Genomic DNA, 20,861 nt, shown 5'->3' on the forward strand with positions numbered 1-20,861 from the left:
TCAGTGGTGTTGCCACATATCTTTTTTACTAATCAGGGTTTTGTGAAGGGCTCTGGTCAGAGCCGGATTTCATCGTCGTCGATGATTCTTTTCTTCCATTCGAAAGATGATCTGATTGGTAATACCCTCGAAAACAACGGGTGTTCCATGGTCATTTTGTGGTGGGTATTTCATTTGTCGAACAGCGTGAAGGGCAGCTTTATCAAAAATATTCGCGGGAGTTGCGTTAATGATATTTACATTGGATACCGAGCCATCAGCCTCCACGTCATAGCGGACTGTAACTTTGCCTTCTATACCAAGTGACTCGGCTCGATAAGGATATTTTGGCAATACCATGTGGGTAGGTTCTGGTAATTGAGGCTGAGTGGGAAATTGGTTGATTTCTGGAGTTGGTAACGCAATGGATGGCTTACTCAGGCCGGGGTTTGTTACCGAAGGCTCTATGTTGTAGCTGTACGATGCTGCCACCTTAATCGTTGGTTCTAATTCTGAAGGAGCAATGTATGTGATGGGCTTTATTTCGACAGTAGTTGAACCTGGCTCGCTCTTCACTTCAGGCACCGGGGTTGGTTCTGCGGCTTTTGACAGAATAATCCACTCATAGTCGGAAATGTTTTCAAGCCATTTTTTCGCCTGCTCTTCAATAGCGGTAGCCTTGAGTGCAGCCAGCGGCACCAACATAGCGGTAAAGATCAAAGTGATTGCAGTTCTTACCTTTCCATTAATTGGCTGGTGTGAGATTTGTTCGTCCAGCAAGCTGCGGATACGGTGATAGAGTCCGGCACGTTGCTTGAAGGCCGCGACAGCAAAGCCACAGTGCCTATCCTGGGTGATAGCCATCAGTTGTTCGGCATATTCATAGCCGGGAATATTCAACTCCAAAACCTGGTCGTCGCAGGCATTTTCTGCCAGATACTCCAGCCAACTCCACAGCCACCATACCCATGGCAAAAACCAGAACAGTGAACAGATGATGCGGCCAACAACCGCAGTTGGCCAGTCAAAGCGTTTTACATGAGCCAGCTCATGGGCCATCACAGCGGTGATGCATGCAGTAGGGCGCTGCAGAATATCGACAGGCAGAACAACCGTAGGGCGTCTCAGCCCAAAGGCAAATGGTGGCATCACTTGTTCAGTGGTTTTTAATTGAATATGCCGGGAAATTACCAGCTTGCCGCGTAGGTCAGAGAGAATTTCCAGCGCGCTTGGGTCTTCCACATCGCTCAGGTTATTTCGCAGGCGAATCACACTGGTTAAATCTGCCGCCAATTTAATCAGGATTAATACAACACCTGCTGCGTAAATAGAAACAATCCAGGACAGCAGAGGAGACAGGCTTACTGTACTGCCGCTGTCTGTTTGAGTGCCCCAAGAGGCGGGTAATAATTGCAAAGGAGTTGCGGGAACCAGATTGTTAAGCAGAGGGATCAAAGGCAAGCAGACAAATGCACAGAGCATTAACCAGTGGCGAGTGCTTGCCGATTGGCTGCGGCATAAATGAACGACAGTACCGATTAGAACAACTATCAGTGTTGGTCTCAGTATTAATAGGTCTATCCAGTGAAATACTGATACTGCGTTCATAGTCAGGTCCTCTTAACGAGCTTCCTTGTTTTTCTGTCTCGCCCTGGCAATCCGCTCTTCCAGATCTGCCAGTTCCTTGTCCGATAAGGTGTCGTTCTCCAGATCCAGCAAGGTGTTTACCGCCGCTGCAGCGGAGCCGCCAAAGAAAGTTCGCAGCAGCCGCTTGATAGCTGATTCGGACGCCGTACTGTGTTCAACCGCCGGGCGATAGATGTATTTGGCGCCTTCTTCGCGGTGCTCAATTAGCCCTTTTTGCTCCAGTTTGCTGAGCATAGCCCTTACTGCTGAGTAGCCAGGAGGGTTGGGCAGCGATTCCAGGACGTCCTGGGCGGAGGACTCCCCGCGTTGAAAGAGCGCATCCATAATCTGGCGCTCCCGTCGTGTAAGGCTGTTGTTTAGGTCTTTGGCCATTTTGATTCCCTGGGTGCTATTTTTTTAGCATCATGCTACAAAAATAGCATTATCGAAATTTCTGTCAAGAAAAACTTTCTTATCAGTATGAGATGCAAGTAGCGAATCCAGTGACCAAAACCACTGAAATTGTCATATAAGAGTCATGCTTTGTTATTAGGATGCCCCGTTCGCCTGACGGAGAAGAAAAATGCCAAAGTGGTCATGGGTAAAATATAAGGAAATTATCTTTTCGGTAGCACTGTTTATTGTGCTGGACGCCGGGGTTTTGATTCTTAACTACTACACCTCTTTCCAAATCGCTAACGATGCCCACGCTATTGAGCTGGCCAGCCGTCAATCCACGCTGGCCGAAGAGATGCTGCATCGGCTTTATCAGGTTCGCGATGACGCGCAAGCCGGTGATGCAATGCCTTCATCTGTGGATCAGCTGGGTAAGCCGTTCAAGCAGTTTGACGAAGTACTCGATGGCTTTATTCACGGTGTAGCACTGATTGGTCGCGGCCTTGATCAGGATGCCCTGTTAACTGAAGCTGACTACTCCGGGGTGGGTGGTGAATCTTTAAGTAATGCCCAAAAAATCTGGCAGGAATATCGTGGCCTGGTGAGTAACGTGGTGTACTCCGGGTTTGATGATGACATGACCGCCAAGGATCTGTTGGACTCCACAAAAAAAGCGATTGCCTATGGTCGTGAACATGGCGCTGAACTGGTGGATGCGGTACAAAACTTTGCTGGAAGCGTAGAGGATCGCGCCCAGCAAAAAGCTTCGCGCTTGAGAATGTTCCAGATGGTGGGTATTTCTCTTGCCGTTATTAACTTCTTTATCATCCTGTTTCACTTTATACGCAAACTCAGCCGCAGTGACCGCGCAGCTGAAACGGCGCGTCGAGAAACCGAAGAAATTCTCGGTACCGTAAACGACGGTCTGTTTCTTCTCGATCGCAAAAGCAAAATAGGATCGCAATACTCGGCCAGTCTGACTCGTCTTTTTCAGCAAAAGAATCTCGCTGGAAGACCCTTCTTTGATTTGCTCTCCTCGATGGTGTCCGGAAAAGTGCTGGATACTGCCCGGGAATTTGTTGAGGTTCTGTTTGCCGAGCACGTAAACGCCGAGCTGATGGGGGATCTCAACCCGCTGGAGCAGGTGGAGCTGACCCTGATGCAAAACGATGGCCGTGTAGCTACGCGTATTGTGTCGTTCCGTTTTACCCCGGTTCGAGAAAACGGTGAATTGCTGCATCTGTTGGTGACGGTCGACGATATTACCGAGCAGGTTGAGCTGGCCCGTGAACTGGATCAGTTGAGGCAGGAAAATGCTCGTGAAGCAGATCTGCTTTTAAGTGCGGTACACGTTCAGGCCGAGCGTCTGGATCAATTGCTAGGTAGTGCCAATCGCTCAGTGCGAGATATCAACCGCATTTTGCAAATCCAGGGTGTAAGGGACGAGCAGCTGCGCGGCAAGGTGGATTCTATTTTCCGGATCGTTCACCGCCTTAAAGGAGAAGCGGCAGCAATTGAGCTTTCCATTCTGGAGACTCGTGCCCACCAGTTTGAAGATTTGCTGGTAAGGCTCAGAAACAGCGAAAGCCTCTCCGGAAATGACTTTCTGCCGGTGACAGTGGCACTTAACCATCTTTCTCGCGATTTGATTGCGCTGCAAACCCTGGCCGAGCGACTGGGTGGAGTTAGCACAAGGGAGTCGTCTCAAAACCCTGATAAAAAGCGCCTGCTGGAAGAAGAGCTGGTCACAGTTGCCCAGCAGGCAGCGCAGCAGGGCGGTAAGGATGTGGAGCTCGATATGGACCTGTTTGATGTCGAGTTGTTACCGAACAATTTCAGTGAAGATATTCGCGCTGAACTGATTCAACTAGTTCGCAATGCGGTGGTTCATGGTATTGAAACCCGTGGCTCAAGGCAGCTTCAGGGCAAGCCAGTTGCCGGAGTAGTGCAATTGCTGACTGAAAAGCAGGGTGGTACGACACGAATAATTGTTCGTGACGATGGTCGCGGTATTGATTTAGGCACTATTCGAAAAAGACTGGCTGCCAGCGGTAAATGGAGTCATGAGCAGGTAAATCAGTTTACGCCAGCCGAGTTAATCCGCTTCCTGTTTTCGCCCGGTTTTTCCACCGTAGATGAGGAAAACAATTTAGCCGGGCGAGGTGTTGGTCTCGACTATGTGAAACAGCAAGTGGAAAGTCGTGGCGGTCGTCTGACCCTGAAGGCCAAGCGCGGCCAATTTACCGAGTTTTGTATGACAGTGCCGGTCAATCAGACCGTTGCTGTTTCCTGAAGCAAGGAATAGTCGATGAAGTTAATGATTGTGGATGACTCCATGGTGATCCGTCGAAAAATCGAACGGGTTCATCAGCTGCCGGTAGAGAAAGTGGTGCAGGCAGAAAATGGTCACGAGGCGGTTGCAGTCTGTCGCCGGGAATTGCCGGATGTGGTAACGATGGACCTTACCATGCCACATATGGATGGGGTTGAGTGCGTCAAACGTCTGGTAGAGATTAAACCGGATATTCGTGTGTTGGTGATCTCCGCTTTGGCAGACAAGCACACCGCCATTCAGGCGATCAAGAATGGGGCCAGGGGGTTCCTGTGCAAACCTTTTTCAGAAGACGCGCTTAATGGCGCATTACAAAAATTACTGGCGGGGAACTGAGAGTGACTGAAGCTGATATTCAGGTCTTTATTGATGGTGTTAAGCGATACTTTGAAAATTCGGTCAGTCTGGCTGCTCAGGTTTCTACCCCATATCTGGTTAACTCCACCGAAGCTCCCGCCGAAGACTTCACGGGCATTATCGGGGTTTCCGGTGGTCGCAAAGGTTGCGTGTATTTCACCGCACCCAGAGCCATGTTGCAGCACCTGCTGCTGGGGCTTGGCGAACCAATCGTAAACAGTGAGCTGATGCGGGATCTGGTGGGTGAAGTGGCCAATACTATCAGTGGCAACGCCCGCGCAGTGTATGGCAGTGACTTTATGATCTCGGTGCCGGTAGTGGTGCAAGGAAGACCAGAAAATCTGCAACTGCCCAAGCAGCTGAAGGCATTTGTGATTCCGTTCCAGTGGCAGAGTTACTCGGCGACTTTGGTGGTTTGTCTGGAGTGATTTGGTATCCGATCCCTGATAGGGAAACTTTTGACCCCTTCTGGGTTGAAAATGTGCTCTTATCAGTGCGCTATTTCGCCAATTCAATAATGCTTGCATGGTATGGGAAGTCTGCCTAGTATTGGACGCTCGACTCCAATAAAACCAGAGGATCGTTTATGAAAACAACAATAACTTTTGCTGTGGCGCTATTGGCAGCTGCGGTATCAACTGGTGCGGTTGCTGCAAACGGTCCAGCAGGCTCAGGCCCTAATCCATATGTCGATTGCGGTATCGGTGCTGCACTGTTCCCCAATACCCATTGGGCAGCCGTAACCTCAAACGTTACTTGGGATGTTGGTACTACAGCAATCATCTCGGCAACCGCCAGTCCTGAAACCTGCAGTGGGAAAAATGTAAAGGCGGCAGCCTTTATTCTCGATACTTATGAGACTCTGGCTGAAGAGACTGCACGTGGTAAAGGTGAGCATCTGGTCTCCCTGATGAATATCATGGAAGTTGAAGACGAAAAACGTACTGCACTGGTATCTCAGGTTCGTGCTGGTATGGCGGTAACTGTCTCTGGCGAAGACTATGACAATATGAATCGCCTGGACAAGGCCAAAAGCTACTACGCATTGATGATGACTGCAGTAAACAGCTAATGGCTGAAAGTGACTGCCAAAACTTTTGGCAGTCACTTCTCTCTATATCCTTTTCTCTGGTTGCCCTGTTTTGCGCAAACTCGCTTCGGTCATTTTGGCGCTCCTGGTGTTACTTTCATTTTCGAGTAGTTCCAGTGCCTTAGAATTTAACGCTTTAAAAATTGATTCAGCTAAACTTGAACAGCTATCCAGGTCATCAACTTGGCATAAGCTAATGCTCTATGAATCGAACTCCCAATCTCATTACGGAGTTGAAAGCGCAATACACACAGATGATTTCTTTTTGGCGGCGGATGGCCGTCATAATCCTCTCGCAGAATTGCAGGCTACTCTGAATGCATTGTCTGTAAAAAATATTTCCGAACCTGACTCTCACGCTCAATGTAAATTCAGAGGCCGTTATGTCTGGCTAGATCAGCAATTGGGTTTATCGAGCCGAGGCATTGAAATGGTTGAATGCCCAAGATACGAATCTTGGTCTTTAGAAGGGAAAACAGAATCTGTAAGTCTGATGTTTGCTACTGGATATCTGGGCAATCCCGCCTCTTACTATGGCCATGTTCTCCTCAAACTGAATTCTACGCAATCCGGAAAGCCAACCAAGCTGGAAGATGTAACGGTCAATTATGGTGCGATTGTTCCGGCCGGTGAAGGGCCTTTGCCATATATCTTTAAAGGTCTTTTTGGTGGTTATGACGCTGGCTTCAGCCATATTCAATATTATTTTCACAATCATAATTACGGAGAGAATGAACTCCGGGATATGTGGGAATATGAGTTGAACCTGACGCCAAGTGAGCTTGATTTGGTGCTCGGTCATGCCTGGGAAGTTCTCTTTCAAAAGTATCAGTACTTTTTTGCCAAAAAGAATTGCGCCTATAGGGTGGCAGAAATACTAGAGGTCGTAGATGGAATCATTCTTCGGCCAAACGAGCTGATGCCCTGGTTTGTCCCACAAGCTTTGATTCAAAGCGTCTCCCGTATTGAGCGTAATGGCGAACCCGTGATTAAGTCGGTTCAATACCATCCGTCTCGCCAAACACGGTTGTATAAGCGATACAGCAACCTTTCTAGCACTGAAAAAGCAATTGTTGAGTCTGTTGTTAGGAATATTGATGAGCTTGAAGGAGAGGGGTTTGATTCATTGAATCTGACGGCCAAGTTGAGGGTTTTGGATACCTTGCTGGATTATTTTCAGTTCATTCGCGACGCCGAATTGTTGGCAAAGGATGTTTCAAATACCTACTACCGACGTGTTCTGGCAAAGCGATATCTGTTGCCACCCGGTGAGGTGGACGTGGATATGGACTCAAATGACTCGCCCCATAAAGGTCGAAGCCCCAGTTTGGCCGGTGTCGAATTTATCCATAATCAGGTATTTGGAACAGGGATAGGCTTACACATCAGACCAGTTTATTACGATGCTTTGGATGCGGATTTTGGCCATGTAAACAATGCATCACTCTCAATGGGCGAGATGAGGCTGGCTGTTTTTGATGGACAAGTCCAGTTGCGACAGTTGGAAATATTCAGTGTAGAAAGTGTCAATGCTGCGGTGACAGGACTGCCAGGTGACGAAGGAAATTCCTGGAAGCTGGGGTTAGGGCTTAGGCAGCAATCGCTGGATTGTGAGCATTGTTTGGCAACAGTCTTTTGGGGAGATCTTGGTCATACGTTGCAGTTATCTGATCAGGTGCTTATTGGCGGGTATCTGGGTGGCGGTATTCAGGAGAGTCAGGGCAATAGTGGTAGTCTTTACGCCAAAAGTTCTGTCTTTCTGAATATGAAGTTGGCTGACAGTTTCAGAGTGCGGCTGACTGCAGAATATCTTGATCATGTAGATGGTGACCATGAAAGCAGACTTGATATGGGAGCCCATCTTCAGTATCGAATTTCCAGAGACTGGTCGATTCGAGCTTACTACGAAGATCGAATCGTAAGAGAAGTGGGAGTATCTTTGAACCTATATTGGTAATGAAGCCGGCTAATAGAAGGCGATTGTTACTCCGTTCCAGTGGAAGAGTTACTCGGCGACGTTGGTGGTTTGTCTGGAGTGAAATCCTTCAGAAGGATTGATTGGAAAATAAAAAAGGCGCCAACGGCGCCTTTTTAATCTGCACTAAGTCATATTGACCGGTCAACAGTCGCAGATTTAGTTAATCGCTTGAAGCTGTTCGCGATCAGCGGTTGAAAGTTGGTCAACGGTGATAATTTTCAAGCTTACGGCATCGCCATTAGCTTGTGCATTATCGGTCAAAGTGGTTGTAACCGTATTTGGCAGTTTGTACATTGCGCCGGTAGCAGGGTCTACGATGAGCATGCCGATTAAACCGCCAATCAGTAAGTTACCGAAATACCAGCCATCAATCCCAGCCTTTAGTCGCGCAGTTTGTTTGCCGTACCCTTCTTTGTTGTAAGTGATTGTGTAATCCTCTCCAGAGAAGAATCCAGCACCACTTTCCAGTATTACCGTATTTGGAGTGGTACCACTGTGTACAGTTCGGCCACTTTTATCGGTAATGGTAAATTGTGCACCAGAGGGATTGCTAGAGATTGCTACAGGGTATGAGGAGTCGCTGACGATGCTAGCGCAACCAGTAGAAGCAAGTGCAGCAGCTATTGCAAGAGTGAGGGAAATCTTTTTCATTTTAATCCTTAGGTCCATTTCATTTTATGAATAACTCCTACCATTTCCCATCCGTCGGGAAAATGATCGCGGGATTAAATATCTGCAAAGAGGGGATGTCAAGTGACACTGAAGATGGTGTCTCAGGATGACATTGATGGTTTACTTACCAAGTCCGGAAAAATACTCAGCCAGATTCTCAATATCCTCATCACTCAAGGGCTTGGCCATTGGTGTCATTAAGGGGTCATTGCGTTTGCCGTCGCGAAAATCTTTCATTGCTTTGATCAGGTAGCCTTTTTGCTGGCCAGCCAGGTTTGGCCACATGGTGTTATTGCTTTTCCCTTCCGGGCCGTGGCATGCAGTACAGACGACGGCTTTGGTTTTACCTGCTTTGGCGTCTCCTGCCTGAATGGCTGGGGCTGCAATCAATAGGCTTACGGTGGTGATTAGAGTGATCTTCTTCATGTTGTTCTCCTTGCTAGCCATTACAGCCAGTATGGCCTTATTTGGTGTTGATGTGAATCAACTTCAGGATAGTTTGGCAATCCTGGGTTTTCCGTTAGGATGTGCGCTTTATTGATCGGTACAAGGGGATTTTGGCATGGCCAATACCATTCAGCTGCATGAGTCATGGCTCAATGTGCTTGGCGTTGAGTTTGAACAACCTTACATGACGTCGCTGAAATCTTTTCTGAAACAGGAGAAATCGGCCGGCAAGGTGATTTACCCGGCCGGGGATCAGTGGTTTGCGGCATTCAATACCACCCCTTTTGACAAAGTTAAGGTGGTGATTCTGGGGCAGGACCCTTACCACGGTCCGAATCAGGCACATGGTCTCTGTTTTTCGGTCTTGCCTGGTGTTCAGGTGCCACCGTCATTGGTAAATATCTACAAGGAGATCGAGCAGGACCTGGGTATAGTGCCGCCAGCTCATGGTTGCCTGACTCATTGGGCGGAGCAGGGGGTATTGCTGCTTAATGCAACTTTGACAGTTGAGCAGGGCAATGCCGGTGCGCACCAGGGTAAGGGCTGGGAGCAGTTTACCGATCAGGCGATTACTGCTTTGAACGAGCAGCGTGAAGGCTTGGTGTTTTTGTTGTGGGGCAGTTATGCGCAACGCAAAGGCGCACTGATTGATCGCAATAAGCACTTTGTGTTGACCGCGCCCCATCCTTCGCCACTTTCAGCGTATCGTGGATTTTTTGGGTGTCGACATTTTTCCAGGGTGAATGAGTATTTACAGTCCCAAGGGCAGCAGCCGATAGATTGGTCCCTACCGGCTCAGCCATAAGCGGTCTGGTCAATCTACTTTCAGTGGGGGGTGTTTGGCTTTGGCGCGTAGCCAGTTCAGGCTTTTAAGTACTTTGGGGTAAGAGACCAGTTTTCTTTCCAGTCGATATTTTCCAGGGTAATCCATCATCAGTAAGCCCATCGCCAGGGTCAGTAGACCCTGGCCCGGCAGAAAAAGCATTAGAAAACCGCCGCACAGCAAAATGGCACCCAGCAGGTTTTTGCCTGCCAGCAGGATTGAGCGTATTGCCGGATGCAGATTACTCCAATGTGAGGGGTGGCGTTTGGAATATAAGAAGTAGTCCTCAGGAATGCGCGATACCAGCCAAGGCAAAGTGATCAGGCTGATGATAAAGGTGAAAAGCGACAGAACGCCCAGCCATGTCAGTATGGACTGATGGGCGTTGAACCATTGTTCGATGGTTTCGATCATGTGCTGCTCGATTACTGCTCCAGCTGGTAGGGCAGTGACAATACGGTCACTGTCGACAATGGACCGGAGTTGCTGCCGGATTCACCAAATACGTGTAAAGCATCGGCTTGCGCGGCAGCTTCTGTCAATACTGCCAGCAGCTCGATTTGGTTTTCATCGGCTTGTTGGGCGTTAACTACAGTGCCTATTGACTGGGTTTGGTTGGGCAGGTAAATGGCATTGCCGATAGTCGGGATTGTGTTTCCGGCTATGGACAGGCGATACATGCGTTTTTTCAATTTGCCCAGATACTTCATTCTTGCCACCACTTCCTGGCCGCTGTAGCAGCCTTTTTTGAAGCTGATGGCGTCCAGTGCTTGCAGGTTAATCATCTGCGGAACAAAGCTGTCGATGGTTGCTGTGCTGATTTTGGGCAATCCAGCGCGAATATCCATTAACTCCCAGAGGGGGAGTCCGGCAGTAGTTGCCTTGTTTTCCATTTCTTCCCAGAAGCTTTGCGCTTCATCATTGTCGATCAGCAGCAGTTGGCGGCCATCAGGGAGTGGAATATTTTTGTATGGGGCAGACAGTTCTGGCAACTGGCCCGCGACTTCTCCCGACAAGCCAAGTATTTTGATTTCCTCATTAACCCTGATTTCTGTTTTGAAAAACGGCGCAAACTTACCCAGGCTTTGCAGTAGTGTCTCAACCTGATCCTTGCGAGTAATCAATGCAATGGTGTCTTCTGTCCATTGGGCAATATGGAACAGGGCGATTACTCTTCCCTTTGGGGTGCAGTGGGCGCCAAACAAACTGTTCTCTGCGTTGAGTGTCTTTATGTCGCAGGTTACCTGCCCCTGAAGCAACTGACTGCCATTACCACCGGTCAAGGTGATGACGGCGTGATCTTCAAGGGCAAACAGTAGACTGTTTTCCTGTAGGGAAGAGTAATCTGCAGCGTTTTCACCAAAACTGACAACAAGGCCATCCTTGAATTGTGCGTTGCGGGATTCCAGAAATTGTTGCCAGTTACTCATAGGGATCAAATATCAATTGGTTGCAGAGAGGAGGGCTATCTTACCAGTCTTCCACTATAATGCCTCTCTTCGTTTTACGATTAAGAGATTGTAGTGCTATGGATAAAAACCGTCTGTTTTGGGGCAGTCGCCGGGGAATGCTGGAACTGGATCTGATCCTGCTGCCATTTGTAGAGAAAATTTACCCCACTCTCGAGCAGGACGACAAAGAGCGCTACCACCAGCTACTGGAAGAACAGGATCAGGACCTGTTTGCGTGGTTTATGAATCGCTCGAACCCGGAAGATGCGGATTTGCAGCGCATTGTTACCATCATTCGCGATACTCGCAGTCAGGTTCGTGACTGATTCAGTCGAGCGGTTTGAAATATCGTCATCCAGATGGCTGTCGCGCTATCTGCTGATTAGCCATTTGTTGGTATTGCTGTGTTGCTGGATGCTGCCCTTAGAAGTTGCTTTGCAATGGCTGGCAACCGGAGTGGTGATAGCCAGTGCCATCTGGTACTGGTATTCAGTCCGCAAAAACGAATTCCACGGCATTCAGGTCAGCAATCAAGGCTGGCAGCTGCTCGCAAGAGGGGAGCAGGTCAGGGCTGAATTGCTTCAGCCCTGTTATGTGAGTCGTTATTTAATGATTTTGAACTGGCGACTGCCCAACAGGCGCAGCTACCGCCAACTGATATTCTCAAATAGTGTTACGTCTGATCACTATCGGCGGTTGCGTTGCCGCTTGCGTGAATATCTCACCCGTTAGACAGAGTCCTAGAATACCAGTTACACAGCTGGGTTCTGGCTGACGATAATATCCTGGCCGGCAAAATTGTCTGGCACCATAATGGTGTCCTTCGCGACATTGGAGGTTTCCGGGTAGTCCAGTGTGTAATGCAGGCCGCGACTTTCACGACGTTGCATTGCTGAGCGGATAATCAGTTCTGCCACCATGGTCAGGTTGCGTACTTCCAGCAAGTTTTTGCTGATCTTGTAGTTGGTGTAGTACTCGTGGATTTCCCTTTGCAGTACTTTAATGCGGTGCTGGGCGCGCTCCAGACGCTTGCGGGTGCGGACAATTCCCACATAGTCCCACATAAACCGCCTCAGTTCGTCCCAATTGTGGGAAAGCACCACGTCCTCGTCGGAGGAGGTGACCTGCGATTCGTCCCAATCCCTGGCTTCACCGAGATCGGCAATTTTGTCAAAAATGGTGTCGATATGTTGTGCGGCACTGCGCGCGTATACAACGCATTCAAGCAGTGAATTACTGGCCAGGCGATTGGCGCCGTGCAGGCCGGTGAATGAGGTTTCGCCAATGGCGTAGAGGTTCTGCAAGTCAGTGCGACCATGCTGATCTACTATCACGCCGCCACAGGTGTAGTGAGCAGCGGGCACCACAGGGATCGGTTCTTTGGTGATATCAATTCCGTACTGAAGGCACTTGGCATGAACAGTAGGGAAGTGCGATTCAATGAACTCAGCCGGCTTGTGGGTGATATCAAGATACAGGCAATCGCAACCCAGCCGCTTCATTTCGTGGTCGATAGCGCGAGCCACGATGTCGCGGGGAGCGAGTTCAGCGTCGGGGTGAAAGCGATGCATAAAACGATCGCCATTGGGCAGTTTCAAATAGGCGCCTTCACCGCGCAACGCCTCGGTAATCAGAAAAGTACCCGCTTTCGGGTGATAGAGGCAGGTCGGGTGGAACTGGTTGAATTCCATATTGGCCACCCGGCAACCTTTGCGCCAGGCGACTGCAATACCGTCGCCACTGGCTCCACCGGGATTACTGGTATAGAGGTATGCCTTGCTGGCACCGCCGGTAGCCAGAATGACGGTTTTGGCCTGTATCAATTTGGCGTGGTCGGTATCAGCATCGAGTACATAAGCGCCGGTGCATCGAACCTTGCGGGAATTGGGGTCTGCTTCGGTAATCAGGTCGATCACTGCGTGATGTTCAAACAGGCTAATGTTGCCGTGATTGAGTGCTTTGTCGACCAGTGTATTTGAGATCGACAAGCCCGTAGCATCGGCACTGTGCAGGATGCGGCGGTGACTATGTCCGCCTTCTTTGGTGAGGTGGTAATTGCCATTGGCCTTGGTGAAGTCGACGCCCTGATCAATGAGCCATTGAACGGCTGCGGTGCCGTTCTCTACGGTAAACTGCACCGCGTCGGAGTGACATAGCCCGGCACCTGCAACCAATGTATCTTTGACATGTGACTCAACACTGTCTTCACTGTCGAAAACCGCAGCGATGCCTCCTTGCGCATACAGGGTGGAGCCGCTTTTCAGTTCGCCTTTACTGATCAGGCCGACTCGATATTTGTCTGCCAGGTGCAGTGCTGCGGTAAGGCCGGCAGCGCCGCTGCCCACGACCAGTACATCAAAATAGTGTTGTTCAGTCATTTAGTGGCTATGTCTTTCGTTATGTTGCTGTCGATGCCCGACTTTCTATACAAAAAGGGCGAGCATGATAGTATAGCGGGCGATGTGTGCCTACTTGCAAGTAGCTGTCATACTTGAACTATTTACACTCATCAAAGTATATGGCGTGTTTTTTTGCATTTAAGACCGGGGCCGATTGAAATAGTCTGGTCAGGCCTTTGTAACTTTCTGGACGGGAGAAAGGTAGATAATGGGAGCCAAATCGGCGCAGCAATCTGATCAGCAGCTGGTCAGTCGCGTTCAGAAAGGTGATAAGCGAGCTTTCGATCTACTGGTATTAAAGTATCAGTACAAGGTGCACGCCATTGTCGCGCGATACATCAATGACTTTGAAGAAGTGAACGATGTCGTGCAGGAGGCTTTTATCAAGGCCTATCGTGCATTGAAGAATTTTCGTGGCGACAGCCAGTTTTATACCTGGTTGTATCGTATTGCGGTCAATACTGCCAAAAACTATCTGGTAGCTCGAAACCGCCGTCCGCCAGCAACCGATGTCGATGTTGGCGACGCCGAGTTTTACGATGGCAGTGATGGATTGAAAGATATCGATTCGCCTGAGGAGCAGTTATCAAGGGATGAGTTGGAGGTGGTCGTTGATGAGGCCATTCGACAGTTGCCCGAAGATCTTCGCACTGCGGTGACATTGCGTGAATTTGAAGGTCTCAGTTATGAAGATATTGCGAATGTGATGGACTGCCCTGTAGGTACCGTTCGCTCCAGAATATTTCGTGCTCGTGAGGCGATTGACCTTCAGGTAAGAGCATTGATGGAGGGGAAATAGCTTGCGACACGGAATTGCTTTATTGAAGAGGGTTCAGTGAGGAACCAATTTGATTAAGCCCGGTCTGATCAGCTATCAATACCAAAGGGTCTGTGAATGTGCCTGGATGGGCAGCTGCACTGCGAGGTCAGGGAAGAGTCGTTGATAGCATTATTGAATTTACAGTTTTTATTAGTTACTCAAATTCACTCGACTGGAGTGGACTTGGATAGAGGAAATAAATAATGAGTGACAATTCTCACCTTAAAGAGTCGCTGTCGGCCCTGATGGATGACTCTGTGGATGAACTGGAGCTGCACAGAACCCTTCGTGCTGCCTCAGAAGATCCGCAGCTGCGCGAGTCCTGGCGGCGATACCAGATTGCCCGCTCGGCGATGCGACGGGAACTGCCAGCTGTCACGGTGGACTTGTCCAGTGCCATCTCTGAAGCTATTGGGAATGAAGCCAGCCATAGCAGTGCCATATCACGGGCGCTAAAGCCTCTGGGTCGTATTGCCATTGCTGCGTCTGTAACAATTGCAGCGGTGCTTGGTGTTCAGCAGTTTCAACAATCACCAGAGCAGGCTATTGAAGCGCAACTTGCAACTGCCGAGCCGGAAGTTGTGGCGCCACCTCTGGTTTCGCCACTTATTCAAACTCGAGCGGTGAGTACCAGCAATCCTTCAAATTATTCCAGAGAACCACGTTCTTTGGTTCTGGAAGGTGCTCCTGTTATGGATCAGGTAACTCAACAGCAAATCCAGGCCTATTTTGATGAGCTGATGAGGCGTCATGTTGAGCGTGCTGCCCTAGGTACCCACCAGAGCCTTTTGCCTTACGCCCGACTACCGCAACAATCAGAAGACACCCAATAATTTCAGGTGCATAGCGACCCAATGTCAAAACTCCGCACAAATGGCTTGAATGCCGTGTTCCTCATCGCCTGTATGGTCGCTATGGGATTGGTATCTGCAACCGCTTCGGCAATGCCTGAATCCATGCCGGCCCAGGAATTGTTAAAGCGTATGGCCGAGGCGGGTCGCAATCTCAACTATCAGGGCACCTTTACCTATGAGCATGGTGGTGCCATGAAGTCATTCCGTATTACTCACAATGTAAGTGGCGGAAAAGAGTATGAGCGCCTTGAGTACATGAACGGCCCACAGGCTGAGGTGGTGCGAAGCGGTAATCCTCTGGCCTGCGAGCGTGCCGGTGACCTTTTACTGCGTGGCGCAATTGTCGAAAGTGGAATCGGTTACGGCAACCTTGAGAAACACTACCAGCTGCAAATCAAAGGAGCAGACCGGGTTGCGGGTCGTTCAGTGACAGAACTCCACGTGATTCCTAAAGATCAAATGCGTTACGGATATGTGCTCTCTGTCGATAAGGAGAGTTCGCTGCTGTTGCGTGCCATGCTGGTCGCGACCAGTCCCAAGCAGGTTGTGCTGGAGCGTTTCGAGTTTGTCCAGATTGAGATAGGTGACGAGCTGGCTGAAGATCAGCTGCTCTCAAGCAACGACCTCCCCGAAGAGCCCGGTACTGTGCCTTGTGATGAAGAAGTTCAGGATTACCAGAAATGGCGTGTAAGTTGGTTGCCGGAGGGTTTTGTGCTGACGGCAGTGCATGAAGGCGATCTGGATGGGGCTGAAACTTTGGTATTTACCGATGGTTTGAGTTTTTTCAGTATTTTCATAGATGCTGGAGAAGGCCTGAAAATGCCTTCGCTCAGGGCAAAGCGAGGAGCCACTGTGGCCGCCATGGCCAGAGCCAAGTACCAATCTAAAGATTTTGCCATCTGTGTAGTTGGTGAAATTCCTATGGCTGTTGCCACTCGTATCGCTCGCTCAGTGCAAGCGAATACAAATCGATAATTACTGTATCTCCATTTCAATGATCCGGGAATCTGCCACTGTCACCTCTGTAGAGTCAGATTGTCTTTGGGTGGAAGTTATTCAGAAATCCACTTGTGGCAGTTGTGCTGTTCGCCAGGGTTGCGGGCAGCATCTGGTAGCAAAATTGACCGGGCGAGTTCAGCAAATTCGTGTTTTGCCCGGCAACACTTCTCTGGAGCGAATTTCTGTAGGCGATCAAGTGGTCATCGAAATTCAAGAGAGTGTGGTGGTTAAAGGGGCAACACTTGTTTATCTGTTGCCATTAGTTGCACTCATCTCAGCTTCAGGATTCAGTTACCTTCAGCAATGGCCTGATAGTATCACTGCACTTTTCGCTCTGACCGGATTTATTCTCGGTGCTCTCGTAGTTCGATGGCACTCTCGAAAATACAGTAATGATAACTCCGTAAACCCTGTATTGGCCGGCTGTGAAAACAAACCTTTAAATTTTGTTAAATGACATTATTTATATAAAACTCATGGCAAAAATGGTTGTCTCAATAACGCCATTATTTTAATGCCAAGAATTTGGTTTGTTGACAGTTAATGAGATGGAGTAGATCAATGTCAAAATACTTAACTGGCTGGTTTGTTGCTCTTTTTCTATTGGGTTCTGCCTCAGCGCAATCGGCAGAGCTCCCGGATTTTGCCGACCTGATTGAGAAGAATTCACCGGCAGTGGTGAAAATTGAAGTCGAGGGCAAAGCCGGTGGTGGCCGAGTTGCTGTACCTCAGGATGTCCCCGAAATTTTTCGTCGTTTATTTGAAGATCAATTACGTCGACAGCCCCAGCAACAAATGCGCTCAATGGGGTCTGGTTTTGTAGTAGAAGAAGATGGCTATGTACTCACCAATAATCATGTTGTAGAGGGCGGTGAAAAAATTACGGTTCGATTCTCTGATCGCACTGAATTTGCTGCCACTGTGGTGGGAACAGATCCCAGTACCGATTTGGCCCTGCTGAAAATTGACGGTGATGATTTGCCAACTGTGAAGTTTGGTAATTCCGACAAGTTGAAAGTCGGTTCATGGGTGGTTGCAATCGGTTCGCCATTTGGCCTTGATTACTCGGCAAGTGTCGGGATTGTCAGTGCTTTAGGTCGCAGTTTGCCAAACAGTGATCAGGGAGATTTTGTGCCCTTCATTCAAACGGATGTAGCAATCAATCCTGGTAACTCTGGCGGCCCTCTGTTTAACCTGAATGGTGAAGTGATTGGAATTAATTCACAAATCTACACCCGTTCCGGTGGTTCCAACGGTATATCATTCTCTATTCCATCAGCAGTAGCTCAAACGGTGATCAAGCAGCTGAAAGAGGATGGTACGGTAGCCCGAGGCTGGTTTGGTGTTGAAATGGCGCGACCCATTGATGCTGAAATGGCTGCGGCTCTTAACCTTGATAAGCCTCAAGGTTCTCTGTTGAGTAATGTGTTGCAAAACAGTCCGGCTGAAAAAGCTGGCCTGGAGCCTGGCGATGTCATTGTGAAAATTTCTGGCAAACCCATCATTACCAATGCGGATGTGTCCCACGTTGTCGGTGTAACATTGCCGGGTGAGAAGGTTGACGTTGAGGTGATTCGCGACGGCGAAGTGAAAAAGCTTCAGGTGATCGTTGGTGAGCGCGGCAAACTGGCCGCTAACGGATCCATTGACAGTGGTGACCGTTTGGGGCTTGTAGTTCAGAATATCGATAATCGTACACGTACCATGCTGAGGCTTCGCGGTGGAGTGGAAATTACCGCCGTAGCACCGGATTCAGCGGCGGCTGCTGCGGGTCTGCAGGAGGGCGATATTCTGGAGCGAATCGGCCGTGTTCGAATTACTGACGAAACAGCCTATCGTGAGCTTATCCAGCGGATACCTGAAGGTCAGCCGGTTGCGATTCGAGTATTTCGCAATGGCAACCCGTTCTATATGACCCTTGTGATTGAGTGATAGTCAAAAGCCCGGCTCGCCGGGCTTTTTGCTGTTTGAGCCATGTGTACTATTTACACCCTGTGGAGCCGGTGTCAGTGGATAAAAAGGGCCATTTCCACTAGAATCCGCACCTCATTTGCCCTCTTGGAATCGAAGTTACGTGTCAGACCTGAGCCATATCCGCAATTTCTCCATCATCGCCCACATCGATCATGGTAAATCCACCATCGCCGACCGCTTTATCCAGCTGTGCGGCGGCCTGACCGAGCGTGAAATGGCCGCTCAGGTTCTGGATTCCATGGACATCGAGCGGGAGCGCGGTATTACCATTAAGGCCCAGAGCGTAACGCTGGACTACAAGGCCAATGACGGTAAAACCTATCAGCTCAATTTTATTGATACTCCGGGCCACGTGGACTTCAGCTATGAAGTTTCACGTTCGCTGTCTGCCTGTGAGGGCGCGCTCCTGGTAGTGGATGCCGCACAGGGCGTAGAGGCCCAGTCGGTAGCGAACTGCTACACCGCCATTGCAGAAGGTCTGGAAGTGATTCCAGTTCTCAATAAGATGGATTTGCCCCAGGCTGAGCCGGAGCGGGTTAGCCAGGAAATTGAAGAGATTATCGGTATTGATGCCACCGATGCAGTGCGCTGTAGTGCCAAATCCGGCCTCGGTATCGAAGACGTACTTGAAGAACTGGTAGCCAAAGTGCCGCCACCGGAAGGTGATGTCGACGCGCCATTGCAGGCGTTGATTATCGACTCCTGGTTCGATAACTACCTCGGCGTCGTGTCTCTGGTTCGAGTGAAGCAGGGCCAGCTGAAAAAGAAAGACCGCATTATCACCAAGAGTCTCGGTCGTGCCCATGTAGTGGACAGCGTTGGTGTATTCACACCCAAACGCAAAGATACTGGCATTCTGAAAGCGGGTGAAGTGGGCTTTGTAGTAGCTGGCATTAAAGACATTCACGGCGCGCCTGTGGGCGATACCATTACCCACCAGCAGACTCCTGATGTGGCTGCTGTACCAGGGTTCCAGAAGGTCAAACCTCAGGTCTATGCCGGTATGTTCCCGGTCAGCTCAGATGACTTTGAAGATTTTCGCGATGCACTGTCCAAGCTGACTCTGAATGATGCATCACTATTCTACGAGCCGGAATCCTCCGACGCACTGGGCTTTGGTTTCCGCTGTGGTTTCCTGGGTATGCTGCACATGGAGATCATCCAGGAACGCCTGGAACGCGAATACGACCTGGACCTGATCACCACAGCGCCCACGGTAGTTTACGAAGTACTCAAATCCGATGGTGAAGTGGTTCAGGTCTCCAGTCCATCAGCACTGCCTGATCCGGGCCGTATTGACGAGATGCGTGAGCCGATTTGTGAAGCCAGTATCCTGGTGCCGAAAGATTACGTGGGCAACGTCATCTCTCTCTGTGTTGAAAAGCGCGGGGTGCAGAAAGATATGCAATTCGTCGGTAACCAGGTGTCTCTACGCTATGACATGCCGATGAGTGAAGTGGTGATGGACTTCTTTGACCGTCTCAAGTCTGTCAGCCGCGGCTACGCCTCACTGGATTACTCGTTCTCCCATTTCCAGGCGGCCCCGCTTGTGAAGATGGATGTACTGATCAACGGTGATAAAGTGGATGCGCTGGCGCTGATTGTTCACCGCGATCTGGCACAGGGTAAGGGGCGTTCGCTTACTGAAAAGATGAAAGAGCTGATTCCCCGCCAGATGTTCGACGTGGCGATTCAGGCGGCACTGGGCGGCCATATCATCGCCCGTACCACCGTAAAGGCGTTGCGTAAAAACGTGACGGCAAAATGTTATGGTGGTGACGTCTCCCGTAAGAAAAAGCTGCTTGAAAAGCAGAAAGCCGGTAAGAAACGTATGAAGCAGGTGGGTAGTGTGGAAATTCCGCAGGACGCATTCCTGGCTGTATTGAAAACTGACAATTGATAGCACACAAAGGCAGCTCATAAATGGATATTGATTTTCCGCTGATACTGGTAATTGCCGTTCTGGTAACTGGGGTTGCCTGGGGTATGCATAAATTTGGCAAGGCTACGGGAAAGTACGTTGAGTTTGGTGGCTCGTTCTTTCCGGTCCTGCTGCTGGTGCTGGTACTGCGTTCGTTCCTGTTTGAACCGTTCAAGATCCCGTCCGGCTCAATGATCCCTACACTGAATGTCGGCGATTTTATTCTTGTAAATAAGTATTCGTATGGTTTGAGACTGCCTGTTCTCGGTACCAAGGTAGTGGAGGTTGGGGAGCCTCAGCGTGGTGATGTAATGGTTTTTATCCCGCCACACAAAGATCAGTACTACATTAAGCGAGTTATCGGTGTGCCGGGTGACAAGATAGATATTCGGGACGGTGTACTCTATGTAAACGACGAAATGATGGAACAGACACCTCACCCGCTCTGGGCTAGCCCAGATCCCAGCTATACTGTCCAAATGGAACAGCTTAATGGTGTCGAGCATGCCATTCGTCGGCAAGTGAACCCGGGGCGCTACAGTGTTAACTACTCGACTGTTGTTAAGCCCGAACACTATCTTATGATTGGGGATAACCGTGACGACAGTTACGATAGCCGAGCCTGGGGACAGGTGCATGAAAGCATGATAGTCGGCAAGGCCGTTGCGGTGTGGATGCACTGGGACAAGTTCTTCAGCTTGCCCAGCTTTGGTGAAGCGAGACTAATTGAATAATAAGCCTGT

At 49.5% G+C, this 20,861-nt stretch carries 22 protein-coding genes; 15 read left to right on the forward strand and 7 right to left on the reverse strand.

The genetic code is table 11. The features are described 5' to 3' along the window. Positions 1 to 69: 69 nt before the first annotated feature. Positions 70 to 1,587, reverse strand: a complete 1,518-nt coding sequence (locus tag QP938_04355; protein WIO75146.1) for a TonB family protein — start codon at positions 1,585 to 1,587, stop codon at positions 70 to 72. 12 nt (positions 1,588 to 1,599) lie between these two features. After that, positions 1,600 to 1,998, reverse strand: coding sequence for a BlaI/MecI/CopY family transcriptional regulator (locus QP938_04360; protein ID WIO75147.1), 399 nt, complete (start codon positions 1,996 to 1,998; stop codon positions 1,600 to 1,602). A 190-nt stretch (positions 1,999 to 2,188) separates the two neighbouring features. Here QP938_04360 and QP938_04365 point away from each other — a divergent pair, with 190 nt between their 5' ends. The 5 genes from QP938_04365 to QP938_04385 all read left to right on the forward strand — a co-directional run bounded on the left by QP938_04365 (position 2,189) and on the right by QP938_04385 (position 7,737). Beyond that, positions 2,189 to 4,294: an ATP-binding protein gene (locus tag QP938_04365; GenBank protein WIO75148.1), complete on the forward strand. Its 2,106-nt coding sequence runs from the start codon at positions 2,189 to 2,191 to the stop codon at positions 4,292 to 4,294. Positions 4,295 to 4,309: 15 nt separating this feature from the next. Next, a complete protein-coding gene (locus QP938_04370) occupies positions 4,310 to 4,669 on the forward strand; it encodes a response regulator (protein WIO75149.1) in 360 nt (119 codons plus the stop codon). Positions 4,670 to 4,671: 2 nt separating this feature from the next. After that, positions 4,672 to 5,118: a chemotaxis protein CheX gene (locus QP938_04375; GenBank protein WIO75150.1), complete on the forward strand. Its 447-nt coding sequence runs from the start codon at positions 4,672 to 4,674 to the stop codon at positions 5,116 to 5,118. Positions 5,119 to 5,276: 158 nt separating this feature from the next. Then, positions 5,277 to 5,762: a DUF3015 family protein gene (locus QP938_04380; protein WIO75151.1), complete on the forward strand. Its 486-nt coding sequence runs from the start codon at positions 5,277 to 5,279 to the stop codon at positions 5,760 to 5,762. 70 nt (positions 5,763 to 5,832) lie between these two features. After that, positions 5,833 to 7,737: a DUF4105 domain-containing protein gene (locus QP938_04385; GenBank protein WIO75152.1), complete on the forward strand. Its 1,905-nt coding sequence runs from the start codon at positions 5,833 to 5,835 to the stop codon at positions 7,735 to 7,737. A 177-nt stretch (positions 7,738 to 7,914) separates the two neighbouring features. Here the strand turns inward: QP938_04385 and QP938_04390 are convergent, their stop codons facing one another. Further along, positions 7,915 to 8,409, reverse strand: a complete 495-nt coding sequence (locus QP938_04390; protein WIO75153.1) for a hypothetical protein — start codon at positions 8,407 to 8,409, stop codon at positions 7,915 to 7,917. 141 nt (positions 8,410 to 8,550) lie between these two features. Beyond that, positions 8,551 to 8,856: a cytochrome c gene (locus QP938_04395; protein WIO75154.1), complete on the reverse strand. Its 306-nt coding sequence runs from the start codon at positions 8,854 to 8,856 to the stop codon at positions 8,551 to 8,553. A gap of 136 nt (positions 8,857 to 8,992) precedes the next feature. On the opposite strand from QP938_04395, the gene ung reads away from it, so the two are divergent. Further along, on the forward strand, positions 8,993 to 9,682 hold the full coding sequence (gene ung, locus QP938_04400) for a uracil-DNA glycosylase (GenBank protein ID WIO75155.1): 690 nt from the start codon (positions 8,993 to 8,995) through the stop codon (positions 9,680 to 9,682). A gap of 9 nt (positions 9,683 to 9,691) precedes the next feature. Here ung and QP938_04405 read toward each other — a convergent pair whose 3' ends face one another. Both QP938_04405 and QP938_04410 read right to left on the reverse strand, forming a co-directional pair. Then, positions 9,692 to 10,114, reverse strand: coding sequence for a PGPGW domain-containing protein (locus tag QP938_04405; protein ID WIO75156.1), 423 nt, complete (start codon positions 10,112 to 10,114; stop codon positions 9,692 to 9,694). A gap of 11 nt (positions 10,115 to 10,125) precedes the next feature. Beyond that, on the reverse strand, positions 10,126 to 11,130 hold the full coding sequence (locus tag QP938_04410) for a hypothetical protein (GenBank protein WIO75157.1): 1,005 nt from the start codon (positions 11,128 to 11,130) through the stop codon (positions 10,126 to 10,128). A gap of 98 nt (positions 11,131 to 11,228) precedes the next feature. Here QP938_04410 and QP938_04415 point away from each other — a divergent pair, with 98 nt between their 5' ends. After that, entirely contained in the window at positions 11,229 to 11,477 is a 249-nt protein-coding gene (locus QP938_04415; GenBank protein WIO75158.1) for a succinate dehydrogenase assembly factor 2, read from the forward strand. Further along, the gene (locus QP938_04420; GenBank protein ID WIO75159.1) at positions 11,470 to 11,883 is read left to right on the forward strand and encodes a hypothetical protein; all 414 of its coding nucleotides are present in this window, start codon (positions 11,470 to 11,472) and stop codon (positions 11,881 to 11,883) included. The genes QP938_04415 and QP938_04420 overlap by 8 nt, the downstream gene beginning before the upstream one ends. 20 nt (positions 11,884 to 11,903) lie before the next feature. On the opposite strand, the gene nadB is transcribed toward QP938_04420, so the two are convergent. Beyond that, positions 11,904 to 13,529 carry an L-aspartate oxidase gene (nadB, locus tag QP938_04425; GenBank protein WIO75160.1) on the reverse strand — a complete coding sequence of 542 codons (1,626 nt, stop codon included), beginning with the start codon at positions 13,527 to 13,529 and terminating at the stop codon, positions 11,904 to 11,906. A gap of 229 nt (positions 13,530 to 13,758) precedes the next feature. On the opposite strand from nadB, the gene rpoE reads away from it, so the two are divergent. The 7 genes from rpoE to lepB all read left to right on the forward strand — a co-directional run bounded on the left by rpoE (position 13,759) and on the right by lepB (position 20,852). Then, positions 13,759 to 14,349 (forward strand): RNA polymerase sigma factor RpoE, encoded by a 591-nt coding sequence (rpoE, locus tag QP938_04430; protein ID WIO75161.1) that lies wholly within the window; start codon positions 13,759 to 13,761, stop codon positions 14,347 to 14,349. 224 nt (positions 14,350 to 14,573) lie between these two features. After that, positions 14,574 to 15,203 carry an RseA family anti-sigma factor gene (locus QP938_04435; protein WIO75162.1) on the forward strand — a complete coding sequence of 210 codons (630 nt, stop codon included), beginning with the start codon at positions 14,574 to 14,576 and terminating at the stop codon, positions 15,201 to 15,203. 21 nt (positions 15,204 to 15,224) lie between these two features. Next, the gene (locus QP938_04440; protein ID WIO75163.1) at positions 15,225 to 16,199 is read left to right on the forward strand and encodes a MucB/RseB C-terminal domain-containing protein; all 975 of its coding nucleotides are present in this window, start codon (positions 15,225 to 15,227) and stop codon (positions 16,197 to 16,199) included. A 19-nt stretch (positions 16,200 to 16,218) separates the two neighbouring features. Next, positions 16,219 to 16,680, forward strand: a complete 462-nt coding sequence (locus QP938_04445) for a SoxR reducing system RseC family protein (protein WIO75164.1) — start codon at positions 16,219 to 16,221, stop codon at positions 16,678 to 16,680. Positions 16,681 to 16,784: 104 nt separating this feature from the next. After that, positions 16,785 to 18,155 (forward strand): Do family serine endopeptidase, encoded by a 1,371-nt coding sequence (locus tag QP938_04450; GenBank protein ID WIO75165.1) that lies wholly within the window; start codon positions 16,785 to 16,787, stop codon positions 18,153 to 18,155. Positions 18,156 to 18,297: 142 nt separating this feature from the next. Further along, the gene (gene lepA, locus QP938_04455) at positions 18,298 to 20,097 is read left to right on the forward strand and encodes a translation elongation factor 4 (protein ID WIO75166.1); all 1,800 of its coding nucleotides are present in this window, start codon (positions 18,298 to 18,300) and stop codon (positions 20,095 to 20,097) included. Between the two features lie 23 nt (positions 20,098 to 20,120). Further along, complete coding sequence (gene lepB, locus QP938_04460) at positions 20,121 to 20,852, forward strand: signal peptidase I (GenBank protein WIO75167.1); 732 nt, start codon at positions 20,121 to 20,123, stop codon at positions 20,850 to 20,852. Positions 20,853 to 20,861: the final 9 nt, after the last annotated feature.

Source organism: Porticoccaceae bacterium LTM1, from assembly GCA_030252795.1.
Classification (GTDB): domain Bacteria; phylum Pseudomonadota; class Gammaproteobacteria; order Pseudomonadales; family Porticoccaceae; genus SCSIO-12696.